The sequence below is a fragment of the Oceanibaculum pacificum genome (assembly GCF_001618175.1).
In the GTDB taxonomy this organism is placed as follows: Bacteria; Pseudomonadota; Alphaproteobacteria; order Oceanibaculales; family Oceanibaculaceae; genus Oceanibaculum; species Oceanibaculum pacificum.
Map to the genome: position 1 here is coordinate 1 of NZ_LPXN01000174.1, position 13,204 is coordinate 13,204.

Consider the following 13,204-nt stretch of genomic DNA (forward strand, 5'->3'; position numbering starts at 1 on the left):
CAGCATGAGGGTCACCAGGCGGCACCGACGGTGCCTCTCCTCTTCCCCAGGGCACCGCCGGCACGTCCCATTCTCCCTCGCCCTGAGGACCCCGCCAAGGCACTTGAGGGGCGTCTCGAAGGGTCCGGCGGGCGGGTGGCGCGGCCGGCGATCGCGCGCCATCTATGCGGAAATCGCAATGAATCGCGATTCATCGCGCTCTGGCATCCGGGCGCGGTCGATGCTATCTGCATCTGGCCTGGAACTAACCGGTCCGTCAGAGACGTCTGCAGGGGAGGGGTCATGCAGGACATCATCCAACAGCTCGAAGTGAAGCGCGAGGCGGCCCGCAAGGGCGGCGGCGAGCGCCGCATCGAGGCGCAGCACGCCAAGGGCAAGCTGACCGCCCGCGAGCGCATTGAGCTGGTGCTCGATCCCGGCTCCTTCGAGGAGTGGGACATGTTCGTCGAGCATCGCTGCAACGATTTCGGCATGGCCGAGCAGAAGGTGCCGGGCGATGGCGTGGTCACCGGCTACGGCACGATCAACGGCCGGCTGGTGTTCGTGTTCAGCCAGGATTTCACCGTCTTCGGCGGTTCGCTGTCGGAGGCGCATGCCGAGAAGATCTGCAAGATCATGGATCAGGCGCTGAAGGTCGGCGCGCCGGTGATCGGGCTGAACGATTCCGGTGGCGCCCGCATCCAGGAAGGCGTGGCCTCGCTGGCCGGCTATGCCGAGGTGTTCCAGCGCAACGTGCTGGCCTCGGGCGTGGTGCCGCAGATTTCCTGCATCATGGGGCCGTGCGCCGGCGGTGCCGTCTATTCGCCGGCCATGACCGACTTCATCTTCATGGTGAAGGACAGCTCCTACATGTTCGTTACCGGCCCCGATGTGGTGAAGACCGTGACGCATGAGGTGGTGACCGCCGAGCAGCTCGGCGGGGCCGTCACCCACACCACCAAGTCCGGCGTCGCCGACCTGGCCTTCGAGAATGATGTGGAGGCGCTGCTGCAGGTGCGCCGCTTCGTCGATTTCCTGCCCTCCTCGAACCGCGAGCAGCCGCCGGTGCGGCCGACCGCCGACCCGGTCGACCGGCCGGAACCGTCGCTCGACACGCTGGTGCCGGCGAACCCGAACAAGCCCTACGACATGAAGGAGCTGATCCACAAGATCGTGGACGAAGGCGACTTCTTCGAATTGCAGCCGAACTACGCCGGCAACATCCTGATCGGCTTCGGGCGCATCGGCGGCTCGACCATCGGCATCGTCGCCAACCAGCCGATGGTTCTGGCCGGCTGCCTGGACATCGACAGCTCGAAGAAGGCGGCGCGTTTCGTGCGCTTTTGCGACTGCTTCAACATTCCCATCGTCACGCTGGTCGACGTGCCGGGCTTCCTGCCGGGCACCAGCCAGGAGCTGAACGGCATCATCAAGCACGGCGCCAAGCTGCTCTACGCCTATGCCGAGGCGACCGTGCCGAAGGTGACGCTGATCACCCGCAAGGCCTATGGCGGGGCCTATGACGTGATGAGCTCCAAGCATCTGCGCGGCGACGTGAATTACGCCTGGCCGACGGCGGAGATCGCGGTGATGGGCCCGAAGGGCGCGGTGGAGATCATCTTCCGCGGCGATATCGGCGATGAGCAGAAGATCGCCGAGCGCACCGAGGAATATCGCAGCAAATTCGCCAACCCCTTCGTGGCCGGCTCGCGCGGCTTCATCGACGATGTGATCAAGCCGCGCAACACCCGCCGGCGGCTCGTCAAGGCGCTCTCCATGCTGCGCGGCAAGCAGTTGGAGAATCCCTGGAAGAAGCACGACAATATTCCGCTGTAGGGTATGTTTTCCCTCGCCCCGGAAGGGGAGAGGGATGCTGGAGCTTGGCGACAGCCTAGCGAAAGCTGGGTGAGGGGAGACCGGCTCGGACCAAATGCAAGAACGGAAAGCAGGGCGGCTAGACCGATGTTCAAGAAAATCCTGATCGCCAACCGGGGCGAGATCGCCTGCCGCGTTATCAAGACGGCGCGCAAGATGGGCATCAAGACCGTCGCGGTCTATTCCGAGGCCGACGCCGGCGCGCTGCATGTCGAGATGGCGGACGAGGCGGTGGCCATCGGCCCGTCGGCCTCGGCGCAGAGCTATCTGGTGATCGACAAGATTCTCGATGCCATCCGCCAGACCGGGGCGGAGGCGGTGCATCCCGGCTATGGCTTCCTGTCGGAGAACCAGGCCTTCGCCAAGGCGCTGGAGGCCGAGGGCGTGGCGTTCATCGGCCCCGGCGTGCGCGCCATCGCGGCGATGGGCGACAAGATCGAATCGAAGAAGCTGGCGCATGCCGCCGGGGTCAGCACCGTGCCGGGCTATATGGGCGTGATCGCCGATGCCGACGAGGCGCTGAAGATCGCCCGCGACATCGGCTATCCGGTCATGATCAAGGCCTCGGCCGGCGGCGGCGGCAAGGGCATGCGCGTGGCCCGCTCCGACGAGGAGGTGAAGGAGGGTTTCCGCTCCGCCACCAACGAGGCGAAATCCAGCTTCGGCGACGACCGGGTGTTCATCGAGAAATTCGTCGACCAGCCGCGCCACATCGAAATCCAGGTGCTGGCCGACAGCCACGGCAACGCGGTCTATCTGGGCGAGCGCGAATGCTCGATCCAGCGCCGCCACCAGAAGGTGATCGAGGAGGCGCCGTCGCCCTTCCTGGACGAGGCGACCCGCAAGGCGATGGGCGAGCAGGCGGTAGCGCTGGCCAGGGCGGTGGACTACCGCTCCGCCGGCACGGTCGAATTCATCGTCGACGGCGAGCGCAATTTCTACTTCCTGGAGATGAACACCCGCCTCCAGGTCGAGCATCCGGTGACCGAGATGGTGACCGGGCTGGACCTGGTGGAGCTGATGATCCGCGTGGCCGCCGGCGAGAAGCTGCCGCTCGCCCAGAAGGACGTCAAGCTGAAGGGCTGGTCCATCGAATCACGCGTCTATGCCGAAGACCCGATGCGCAATTTCCTGCCCTCCATCGGCCGTCTGGTGCGCTACCGCCCGCCGGTCGAGAGCGATGTGGTGCGCGTCGATACCGGCGTGTTCGAGGGGGCTGAAATCTCCATGTATTACGACCCGATGATCGCCAAGTTGGTGACCTACGGGCCGACCCGCGACGCGGCGATTGCCGAGATGTCGCGCGCGCTGGACGCCTATTACATCCGCGGCGTCGGGCACAATATCGACTTCCTGGCCGCCGTGCTGGGCAAGAAGCGGTTCCAGGAAGGCAATCTGACCACCAACTTCATCGCCGAGGAATTCCCCGAGGGGTTCCAGCCGATGGAGCCGACCGCGCAGCAGAGCCAGGCGCTGATCGCCCTGGCGGCGGCGCTGAATTACCGCACCGTGCAGCGCGACATGCAGATCAGCGGCCAGGCCCCCGGCCAGCGCCGCGGCGTGGCGACCGACTGGGTGGTATGGATCGACCGCGAGGGCCACGGCGTCACCGTGGACGAGACGGAGACCGGCTGCGTCGTCACGCTGGATGGCGCCGAGATCGTCGTCGAGGGCGATTTCGCGCCCGGCCGGCTGCTGTTCCAGGGCCGCATCGCCGGCCAGCCGACCATCGTGCAGATCGACCGCACCGGCGTGTCCTACGTGCTGCGCCAGGCCGGCGTGAGGCTGGAGGCGCTGGTGCTGACGCCGGACGCGGCGAAGCTGGCCGCGCTGATGCCGGTGAAGCAGGCCCCGGACACCTCCAAGTTCCTGCTCTCGCCGATGCCGGGCCTGCTGGTCTCGCTGGCCGTCGCCGTCGGCGAGCCGGTGAAGGCGGGCCAGGAGCTGGCCGTGGTCGAGGCGATGAAGATGGAGAATGTGCTGCGCGCCGAGCGCGACGGCACGGTCTCCGTGCTGCATGCCGAGCCGGGCAGCAGCCTGTCCGTCGACCAGGCGATCCTGGAGTTCGAATAAGCGAGGATGCGATGACCGATCAGGCCGTCCGCCTGTCGATCCAGGGCAAGGTGCAGGGGGTGTGGTATCGCGCCTGGACCGTGCAGGAAGCGACCGGGCGGGGCCTGCGCGGCTGGGTGCGCAACCGCAAGGACGGCTCGGTCGAGGCCGTGCTGGTCGGCAGTCCCGAGGCGGTCGAGGCGATGATCGAGGCCTGCCGCCAGGGCCCGCCCGCCGCCCGCGTCAGCGATATCGAGGTGACGGCCACCTCTCCCGCCGATGTCGGCCCAGGCTTCGCGCAACTGCCGACCCTATAGCCATCCTCCTCCATATCCTTCCCTCGTCCTGGAAGAGGAGAGGGATGCTGACGCTATGCCTCTGACGCTATGTCTTTCCCTCGCCCCGGAAGGGGCGAGGGAAGGTCATTGAGCCTCCTCATCGTTTCCCTGCCGGGACGGGGGAGAGATAGTATACGCCTCGATCCTCTCCCCTGTCGGGGCCAGGGGTGGATATGGAGAAGGAGAAGTTCCGCATGCCAACCGACATCTCCCTCGCCGCCGTGCTCGCCGCCCCCGCGCATCGCCTCTGGGCCGAGCGGCAGATTTGGTTCCAACGGCGCATGGACGATGCCTCGGCCGCCGGCCCCATCGCCATCGGCGAGCAGGCGGAGGCGCTGCTGGTCGACCTCCAGCTCGCCTTCTGTGCCGGGGCCTGGGTGGCGGTGGTGATCCTGGCGCAGACGGTTCTCGACGCCGACATGGCCGATCGCGAGGCCGCCGGCGCGGGCGGCATTGGGCTGAACGACATCCGCTTCGGACACGATTACATCTGGCTGCGCAACCGCCGCAACGCCCTGGTGCATGAGGAAGGCGACACCGCGCTCGCCCTGCGCGACCAGACCGCCACCCGCGACCGCCTCGAACGCGACGCCCGCCGCGCCGTCGAACTGCTGTTCAAGGCGCTGGAGGATTAGGAAGGGCGCGCCGCGCTTTTAGCGCTGCCCTACCGCCGGCACAGCTTCGTGCTTTGTCCGAACACTTCGTCGAAGGTGTCGCGCAGGGCAACGTCGACATCGGCCATGGTGACGGGCAATCCCAGGTCGATCAGGCTGGTGACGCCGTGCTGGCTGATGCCGCAGGGCACGATGCCGGCGAAGTGGGACAGGTCCGGCTCGACATTCAGCGACAGGCCGTGGAAGGTGACCCAGCGCCGCACCCGCACGCCGATGGCGGCGATCTTGTCCTCGCGCTGGGGCAGGCCCAGATCGTGGCGCGGCACCCAGATGCCGACGCGGCCCTCGCGGCGCTCGCCGGTCACGTTGAAGCGCGCCAGGGTGCGGATCGCCCATTCCTCTAGCGCGTGGACATAGCAGCGCACATCCGGTTCGCGCGCCTTCAGGTCCATCATGGCATAGACCACGCGCTGGCCCGGCCCGTGATAGGTGTATTGCCCGCCGCGCCCGGCCTCGTAGACCGGGAAGCGGTCGGGCTGCAGCAGGTCGCTGGCGTCGGCGCTGGTGCCGGCGGTGTAGAGCGGCGGATGTTCGAGCAGCCAGATCAGCTCCGGCGCGGCGCCGTCGCGGATCGCCTGGACGCGCGACTCCATCTCCGCCAGCGCCGCCGGATAGTCGATCAGCCCGTCGCTGACCCGCCAATCCAGCGTCTGGGAAGCGGCGGCGGGGGATAAATGGCCGTCTGGCACGGGCGTTCTTCTCCGATAAAAAGCGGGGCCGCGACGCGACGCGCCTTGCGGTCCCCTCCGGGATTTGGTATGTCCGCGCGCACCGTTTGGCAAGGCTTGCCGTTAAAGGCTTGCGGCGCGGACGGTGAATGCTTTACCTCAACGGGTGTCGATGCGCCGCTTTACGGAGCGGCAAGGCGATATCCGTTTACATATGCGGTCGTGGCGGAATTGGTAGACGCGCAGCGTTGAGGTCGCTGTCCGAGAAATCGGGTGGAAGTTCGAGTCTTCTCGACCGCACCATATTCGCAAAAGGCCCGCTGGCATGACCGCGGGCCTTTTCTTTTGCCATAGTACCGGGCCACTATGCCGCGCGCTGCGCCAAGACTGCCGGAGAGAAAACCCATGGCCGACGATCTGACCGAAGCCGCTCTCGATTATCACCGCAATCCGATACCGGGCAAGATCCAGGTCATGTCGACCAAGCCGGTGGCGACGGCGCGCGACCTGGCGCTGGCCTATACGCCCGGCGTGGCGGTGGCGTGCGACGCCATCGTGGCCGACCCGGAGGAGGCCTACAGCCTCACCGCGCGCGGCAATCTGGTCGGCGTGGTGACGAACGGCACGGCGGTGCTGGGGCTGGGCGATATCGGCGCGCTGGCCTCCAAGCCGGTGATGGAGGGCAAGGGCGTCCTGTTCAAGAAGTTCGCCGGCATCGACGTGTTCGACATCGAGATCGACGAGCTGGAGGTGGACAAGCTGGTGGACATCATCGCCAGCCTGGAGCCGACCTTCGGCGGCATCAATCTGGAGGACATCAAGGCCCCGGAATGCTTCGAGGTCGAGCGCCGGCTGCGCGAGCGCATGAAGATCCCGGTGTTCCACGACGACCAGCACGGCACCGCGATCATCGTCGCCGCCGCCGTGTTCAACGGGCTGCGCGTCGTCGGCAAGAAGTTCGAGGATGTGAAGCTAGTCACCTCCGGCGCGGGGGCGGCGGCGCTGGCCTGCGTCGATCTGCTGGTGCATATGGGCGTGCGGCGCGAGAACGTCACGCTCACCGACATTGTCGGCGTGGTCTATGAGGGCCGCAACGAGCTGATGGACAAATACAAGGAGCGCTACTGCCAGAAGACCGACTGCCGCACCCTGGCCGAGGTCATCAAGGGCGCCGACGTGTTCCTGGGCCTGTCGGCCCCGCGCGTACTGAAGCCGGAGATGGTCGCCAGCATGGCCGACCGGCCGATCATCATGGCGCTGGCCAACCCGACGCCGGAAATCATGCCCGACGAGGTGAAGGCGGTGCGCGACGACGCCATCATGGCGACCGGGCGCAGCGATTTCCCGAATCAGGTGAACAATGTCCTGTGCTTCCCCTTCATCTTCCGCGGCGCGCTCGATGTGGGGGCGACGACGATCAACGAGGAGATGAAGATCGCCTGCGTGAAGGCCATCGCCGACCTCGCCATGGCCGAGCCGTCGGACGTGGTGGCCGCCGCCTATAGCGACCAGGAGCTGGTGTTCGGCCCGGACTACATCATCCCCAAGCCGTTCGATCCCCGGCTGATCGTGGAGATCGCCCCCGCCGTCGCCAAGGCGGCGATGGAATCCGGCGTCGCGCGCCGGCCGATCCAGGATTTCGACGCCTACCGGCAGAAGCTGACGCAGTTCGTCTTCCGCTCCGGGCTGGCGATGAAGCATGTGTTCGACCGCGCCAAGGAAGCGCCCAAGCGCATCGTCTTCGGCGAGGGCGAGGATGAGCGCGTGCTGCGCGCCGCCCAGCAATTGATCGAGGACAAGATCGCCTACCCGATTCTGATCGCCCGGCCGGAAGTGGTGGAGATGCGCATCAAGCGCATGGGGCTGAAGCTGGTGCCGGGCGAAAATGTGGAGATCGTAAACCCGCAAAGCGACCCACGCTTTCCCGATTATTGGAAACTTTATCACCAGATTATGGAACGGCGCGGCGTCTCGCCGGATTACGCCCGCACCGTCGTGCGCACCCGCACGACCGCCATCGCCACGCTGATGGTGAAGCGCGGCGAGGCGGATGCGATGATCTGCGGCACCATCGGGCGCTATAACGACCATCTCCAGCATATCCGCGACATTATCGGCATGGCCGATGGCGTGCGGCATATGTCGGCGCTGAACCTGCTGGTGCTGTCCAAGGGCACCTATTTCCTGGCCGACACCTATGTGAACCCGGATCCGACCGCCGAGGAGATCGCCGAGCTGGTGGTGCTGGCGGCGGCCGAGGTGCGGCGCTTCGGCATCGAGCCGGGGGTGGCGCTGCTGTCGCATTCCAGCTTCGGCAGCCATGACACGCCCTCGGCGGAAAAGATGCGCCAGGCGCTGCAGATCGTCATGCGCCGCGCGCCGGACATCCAGGTCGAGGGCGAGATGCATGGCGACGCCGCCGTGTCGGAGGCGATCCGCAGCCGCATCTTCCCGAATTCGCGGCTGACCGGGCCGGCCAATCTTTTCATCATGCCGACCCTGGACGCGGCCAACATTTCCTTCAATCTTCTGAAGGTGCTGGGCGAGGGGCTGTCGGTCGGACCGATCCTGCTGGGGGCGGCCTTGCCGGCACATATCCTCACCCCGTCTGTTACCGTGCGCGGCATCGTGAACATGGCGGCGCTGGCCGTCGTCGATGCCCAAAGCCAGGAAAGTCAGGAACTGCCCGTATAGCGTTAGCGTCCATGGAAACCCGAACGCCGGAGGACGGCGGATGTCCGATGCCGATCAGAAGCGTCCGCAGGACGAGGCCGACCTCACCACGGTGCCGGCTGACGATGTGATGCCGGCCCCGCCGCCCTCGCCGGAGATGGCGCGGCGCGAGGAGGATGAAGGCCCCAGCACCCTGTCGGCGGAAGCGACCGACGCCGCCATCGAGGCGGAGGAGGCGCTGGAGGCGCTGGCCGAGGCGCAGGGCGAAAGCGTCGAGGAAGCGCCCGCCGACAGTCCTGGCGAGTTCTCATCCGGGGAGCAGCCGGAGCCGGTTTCCGAGATGCAGAAGCGCTTCGCGCTGACGCCGAAGCTGGAACGCAAGGTCGCCAAGGCGATCGACGAGGAGAAGTTGAAAAAGGCCGGCAAGCTGGCGCGCCGGCTGCACGCCGCCGACCTTGCCGACCTTATCGAGCGCCTGTCCTACGAGCAGCGCGCGCAGCTTCTCGACGTGCTGCGCGATTCCTTCGATGCCGAGGTGCTGCCCTATCTCGACGAGACGGTCCGCGACGAGGTGGTGGAGCTGTTGGGGCCGGAGACGGTGGGCCGCGCCATCGCGGAGCTGGATTCGGACGACGCCATCGCCATCATCGAGGATCTGGACGAGGGCGAGAAGGAGGCCATCCTGGCCGCCGTCGACCCGGCCGACCGGGCGTTGCTGGAGGAAGGCCTGACCTTCCCGGAATATTCCGCCGGCCGCCTGATGCAACGCGAGCTGGTCGCCGTGCCGTCGCACTGGACCGTCGGCCAGACCATCGACTTCATGCGCACCAACCCGAACCTGCCGGACGATTTCTACGAGATTTTCATCGTCGACCCGCGCTTCAAGCCGGTCGGCGTGCTGTCGTTGGGGCGGCTGCTGCACAATAAGCGCCCGGTGCGTCTGCGTGACATCATGTCGGGCGATTTCGTGCGCCTGCAGGCCGAAACGCCGCAGGACGAGGTCGCCTATCTGTTCCGCCAATACGGGCTGGTGTCCGCCCCGGTGGTGAATGAAAGCGGCCGGCTGCTGGGCCGCGTCACCGTCGATGACGTGGTCGACATCGTCGACGAGGAGGCGGAGGAGGATATCCTGCGCCTCGGCGGCGTGTCGGAATCGGACTTACAGAGCAACGTGCTGGCGACCGTTCGCCAGCGCATGCCCTGGCTGTTGGTGAATCTGGGCGCGGCGATCCTGGCGACCCGCGTCATCGCCCTGTTCGAGGGCACCATTGAGGAGATCGTGGCGCTGGCGGTGCTGATGCCCATCGTCGCCTCGATGGGCGGCAATGCGGGCACCCAGACCATGACCGTCATGGTGCGCGCGCTGGCGATGCGCGAGCTGTCGGTGTCCAATGCCTGGCGCGTCGTCGGCAAGGAATTGCTGGTCGGCCTGTTGAACGGCGTGGTGATGGCCACGCTGATCGGCATGGTCGCCGGCCTCTGGTTCAGCCCCTTGATCGGCGCGGTGATCGCCGCCGCCATGATCTGCAACCTCATCACCGCCGGCCTGATGGGCACGCTGGTGCCGCTGACCCTGCAGAAATGCAAGGTCGACCCGGCGGTCGCCTCGGCCGTGTTCCTGACCACCATCACCGACGTGATGGGCTTCTTCGCCTTCCTGGGGCTGGCCACGGCGGTGCTGTTGTAGCAGACGGAGCGACTGTGTATAATTTCTTCCTTTTATACACACCGGAGCCATCATGCGGACGAACATCGAGATCGATGACGGCCTCATGGCCGAGGCGATGCAGGCCGCCGGCCTGCCGACCAAGCGCGCCGTGGTCGAGGAGGGCTTGCGCCTGCTGATCCAGCGCCGCAAGCAGCGCGACTTGCTAAAGCTGTTCGGCGCGCTGCCCTGGGATGGCGATCTGGAGCAAAGCAGACAAGGCCGATCCGCCGGATGATCCTGGTCGACAGCTCGGTCTGGATTGATTTCTTTAACGGCAATGACAGTCCGGAAGTACAGCGCTTGCGGCGTTATCTGCTGGAAACCGATGTTGCTGTCGGCGAGTTGATGCTGTGCGAAGTGTTGCAGGGCTTCCGCACCGAGAAGCAGGCGGCGCTGGCGCGACGCGCGCTTACCGCCCTGCCGGTGCTACAGATATCCACGCCGCCGCTGGCGATCCGCGCGGCCGAGAATTTCCGCGCCTTGCGCCGGCGCGGCATCACCATCCGCAAGACCATCGATCTGTTGATCGGCGCCTATTGCATCGAGACCGGCACGCCACTGCTGCACGCTGATCGCGACTTTCAGCCGATGGTGGAGCATCTAGGCCTGACAGCGGCATAACTTTACCTATACGTAAACTTCTGCCATTCTTTCCGAATGACGGAGAGCTACAGCATCGCGCAATTGGCCGAGGCGTTCGGCGTCACCCATCGCACCATCCGCTTCTATGAGGGGGAGGGGCTGCTGAGTCCGGCGCGGCAGGGCAACCGGCGGGTCTTCTCGGCCGGCGATCGGATCAGGCTGAAGCTGATCCTGCGTGGCCGGCGGCTTGGCTTTTCTCTGGCGGAAATCAAGGAAATCCTTGGCCTGTACGATTCCCAGCAGGGGGAGACGGCGCAGCTGCGCCATCTGGTCGGCAAGATTCGCGAGCGGCGCGAGCTGTTGCGCCGGCAGCGCGCCGATATAGACGCCATCCTGGACGAGCTGGACCGGCTGGAGGCCGCCTGTACCGATCGCCTGCTGGCCGACGCGCTATAATTGACGTGCGCGTAAAGCGGATTTAGGCTTGTCGAAAATCGGCCTGGGAGGGGCCGCCATGTCGCTCACCATCCGCGATCCGGATTACGAGACGCGCGTGCGCCGGGCCTTCGACGGCCAGCGCTACATGCATTTCATTGGCGCAAGTCTGATCTCGGTGACTCCGGGCGGCTGCGAAATCCGCCTGCCCTACCGGCCGGAGCTATCGCAGCATGACGGCTTCTTCCATGGCGGGGTGATCGGCGCCATCGCCGACAATGCCTGCGGCTTCGCCAGCTATACGGTGGCCGCGGCGGACCAGTCGATCCTGACGGTGGAATACAAGCTGAACATCATCTCCCCCGGCATCGGCGCGGCGCTGGTGGCGCGCGGCCGCATCGTGAAGCCGGGCCGCCGGCTGGTGATCGCCCAGGCCGATGTGCATGCGTTGCGCGAGGGGCGCGAGAAGCTGGTTGCCACCTCGCTCAGTACGCTGATGCTGCTCGACCCCGGCGAGCGGGGCGAGCGCGCTTGATTTGACAGTCGAGGCCGCGTCTCATGAGGGGCGGCCGCCAAGAGCCAATTCTGGGAGGAACCATGAGCATCCCCAACGATCTGCCCGGGCTGAATTTCGATCTGGGCGAGACGGCCGACATGATGCGCGACCAGGTGCGGGGCTTCGCGGCCGACGAGATCGCGCCGCGCGCCGCCGATATCGACCGTGAGAACCAGTTCCCGAACGATCTGTGGCGCAAGATGGGCGACCTCGGCGTGCTCGGCATCACCGTGGGCGAGGAATATGGCGGCGCCGGCATGGGCTATCTGGAGCATTGCGTGGCGATGGAGGAAATCTCCCGCGCCTCGGCCTCGGTCGGTCTGTCCTACGGCGCGCATTCCAACCTCTGCGTGAACCAGATCCGCCTGAACGGCACGGAGGAGCAGAAGCGCCGCTATCTGCCAAAGCTGGTCAGCGGCGCGCATGTCGGCGCGCTGGCGATGAGCGAGCCGGGGGCCGGCTCCGACGTGGTGTCGATGCGCACCAGGGCGAAGAAGAAGGGCGACCGCTATATCCTGAACGGCAGCAAGATGTGGATCACCAACGGCCCGGACGCAGATACGCTGGTGGTCTATGTGAAAACCGACCCGGACAAGGCGCAGCATGGCATCACCGCCTTCCTGATCGAGAAGGGCATGAAGGGCTTCTCCACTGCGCAGAAGCTGGACAAGCTGGGCATGCGCGGCTCCAACACCTGCGAGCTGGTGTTCCAGGATTGCGAGGTGCCGGAGGAAAACGTGCTGGGCCAGATCAATGGCGGCGTGCGCGTGCTGATGAGCGGGCTGGATTACGAGCGCGCGGTGCTGGCGGCCGGCCCCTTGGGCATCATGCAGGCCTGCATGGATGTCGTCGTGCCCTATGTCCACGAACGTAGGCAGTTCGGCAAATCCATCGGCGAATTCCAGCTGATGCAGGGCAAGCTGGCCGACATGTACACCACGATGAACGCCAGCAAGGCCTACGTCTACGCCGTCGCCAAGGCCTGCGACCGGGGCGAGGTGACGCGCAAGGACGCCGCCGGCTGCATCCTCTACGCCGCCGAAAAAGCCACCTGGATGGCCCTGGAGGCGATCCAGTGCCTTGGCGGCAACGGCTATATCAACGAATATCCCACCGGCCGGCTGCTGCGCGACGCCAAGCTCTACGAGATCGGGGCGGGCACTTCGGAAATCCGCCGCATGCTGATCGGCCGCGAGCTGTTCAACGAAACGAGATAGGATTTTTCCATGACCCGCGTGCGCATTTCCTCCGGTTCCAGCTTTGAGAAACTCTGCTCCTACAGCCGGGCGGTCGTGCATGGCGACTGGGTCTATGTCTCCGGCACCACCGGCTTCGATTACGCCAAGATGAGCATCTCCGACGATCTGGCGGAACAGACCGAGCAGTGCTTCCGCAATATCGAGAGCGCGCTGGTGCAGGCCGGCTCGAAGATGGCCGATCTCGTGCGCATCGTCATCTATCTGGGCGATCCTGCGGATTTCGAGACCGTCGCCCCCATTGTCGGCAAATGGTGCGCGGAATGCCGCCCGGCCAACACGACGGTTGTCGCCCGCTTTATCGATCCCAAGATCAAGATCGAGATTGAGACGACCGCCATCATCCAGCGGGTCGAGGGGGAGTAGCGTAAGGGAGCGAGCCGCCGGATGCTTCGAGACGCCCTTCGG

The 13,204-nt window shown here is 65.9% G+C and carries 13 protein-coding genes and 1 tRNA gene; 13 read left to right on the top strand and 1 reads right to left on the bottom strand.

All coding sequences use genetic code 11. The annotated features are described in order from the left end of the window. Nucleotides 1-282 precede the first annotated feature (282 nt). The 4 genes from AUP43_RS18015 to AUP43_RS18030 all read left to right on the top strand — a co-directional run bounded on the left by AUP43_RS18015 (nucleotide 283) and on the right by AUP43_RS18030 (nucleotide 4,879). Nucleotides 283-1,815 (top strand): acyl-CoA carboxylase subunit beta, encoded by a 1,533-nt coding sequence (locus AUP43_RS18015; protein WP_067560278.1) that lies wholly within the window; start codon nucleotides 283-285, stop codon nucleotides 1,813-1,815. Between the two features lie 126 nt (nucleotides 1,816-1,941). After that, a complete protein-coding gene (locus AUP43_RS18020) occupies nucleotides 1,942-3,927 on the top strand; it encodes an acetyl-CoA carboxylase biotin carboxylase subunit (protein WP_067560280.1) in 1,986 nt (661 codons plus the stop codon). Between the two features lie 11 nt (nucleotides 3,928-3,938). Beyond that, nucleotides 3,939-4,223 carry an acylphosphatase gene (locus tag AUP43_RS18025; RefSeq protein WP_067560281.1) on the top strand — a complete coding sequence of 95 codons (285 nt, stop codon included), beginning with the start codon at nucleotides 3,939-3,941 and terminating at the stop codon, nucleotides 4,221-4,223. A gap of 215 nt (nucleotides 4,224-4,438) precedes the next feature. Continuing rightward, complete coding sequence (locus AUP43_RS18030) at nucleotides 4,439-4,879, top strand: hypothetical protein (protein ID WP_157089421.1); 441 nt, start codon at nucleotides 4,439-4,441, stop codon at nucleotides 4,877-4,879. A gap of 29 nt (nucleotides 4,880-4,908) precedes the next feature. On the opposite strand, the gene lipB is transcribed toward AUP43_RS18030, so the two are convergent. Then, entirely contained in the window at nucleotides 4,909-5,607 is a 699-nt protein-coding gene (gene lipB / locus AUP43_RS18035; protein WP_067560285.1) for a lipoyl(octanoyl) transferase LipB, read from the bottom strand. A gap of 195 nt (nucleotides 5,608-5,802) precedes the next feature. On the opposite strand from lipB, the gene AUP43_RS18040 reads away from it, so the two are divergent. From AUP43_RS18040 to AUP43_RS18080, 9 genes are all read left to right on the top strand, one after another. After that, nucleotides 5,803-5,889 (top strand) — tRNA-Leu (locus AUP43_RS18040). A 102-nt stretch (nucleotides 5,890-5,991) separates the two neighbouring features. After that, nucleotides 5,992-8,280, top strand: coding sequence for an NADP-dependent malic enzyme (locus AUP43_RS18045; protein WP_067560287.1), 2,289 nt, complete (start codon nucleotides 5,992-5,994; stop codon nucleotides 8,278-8,280). A 40-nt stretch (nucleotides 8,281-8,320) separates the two neighbouring features. Then, complete coding sequence (gene mgtE, locus AUP43_RS18050) at nucleotides 8,321-9,946, top strand: magnesium transporter (protein ID WP_067560289.1); 1,626 nt, start codon at nucleotides 8,321-8,323, stop codon at nucleotides 9,944-9,946. 52 nt (nucleotides 9,947-9,998) lie between these two features. Beyond that, nucleotides 9,999-10,202, top strand: coding sequence for a type II toxin-antitoxin system VapB family antitoxin (locus tag AUP43_RS18055; RefSeq protein WP_067560291.1), 204 nt, complete (start codon nucleotides 9,999-10,001; stop codon nucleotides 10,200-10,202). After that, nucleotides 10,199-10,588 (top strand): type II toxin-antitoxin system VapC family toxin, encoded by a 390-nt coding sequence (gene vapC / locus AUP43_RS18060; RefSeq protein ID WP_067560292.1) that lies wholly within the window; start codon nucleotides 10,199-10,201, stop codon nucleotides 10,586-10,588. The genes AUP43_RS18055 and vapC overlap by 4 nt, the downstream gene beginning before the upstream one ends. Before the next feature lie 36 nt (nucleotides 10,589-10,624). Then, nucleotides 10,625-11,005: a MerR family transcriptional regulator gene (locus AUP43_RS18065; RefSeq protein ID WP_067560294.1), complete on the top strand. Its 381-nt coding sequence runs from the start codon at nucleotides 10,625-10,627 to the stop codon at nucleotides 11,003-11,005. A gap of 58 nt (nucleotides 11,006-11,063) precedes the next feature. After that, on the top strand, nucleotides 11,064-11,519 hold the full coding sequence (locus AUP43_RS18070) for a PaaI family thioesterase (RefSeq protein ID WP_067560295.1): 456 nt from the start codon (nucleotides 11,064-11,066) through the stop codon (nucleotides 11,517-11,519). 62 nt (nucleotides 11,520-11,581) lie between these two features. Continuing rightward, nucleotides 11,582-12,757: an isovaleryl-CoA dehydrogenase gene (locus tag AUP43_RS18075; RefSeq protein ID WP_067560297.1), complete on the top strand. Its 1,176-nt coding sequence runs from the start codon at nucleotides 11,582-11,584 to the stop codon at nucleotides 12,755-12,757. Nucleotides 12,758-12,766: 9 nt separating this feature from the next. Continuing rightward, entirely contained in the window at nucleotides 12,767-13,162 is a 396-nt protein-coding gene (locus AUP43_RS18080; protein ID WP_067560299.1) for a RidA family protein, read from the top strand. Nucleotides 13,163-13,204 lie beyond the last annotated feature (42 nt).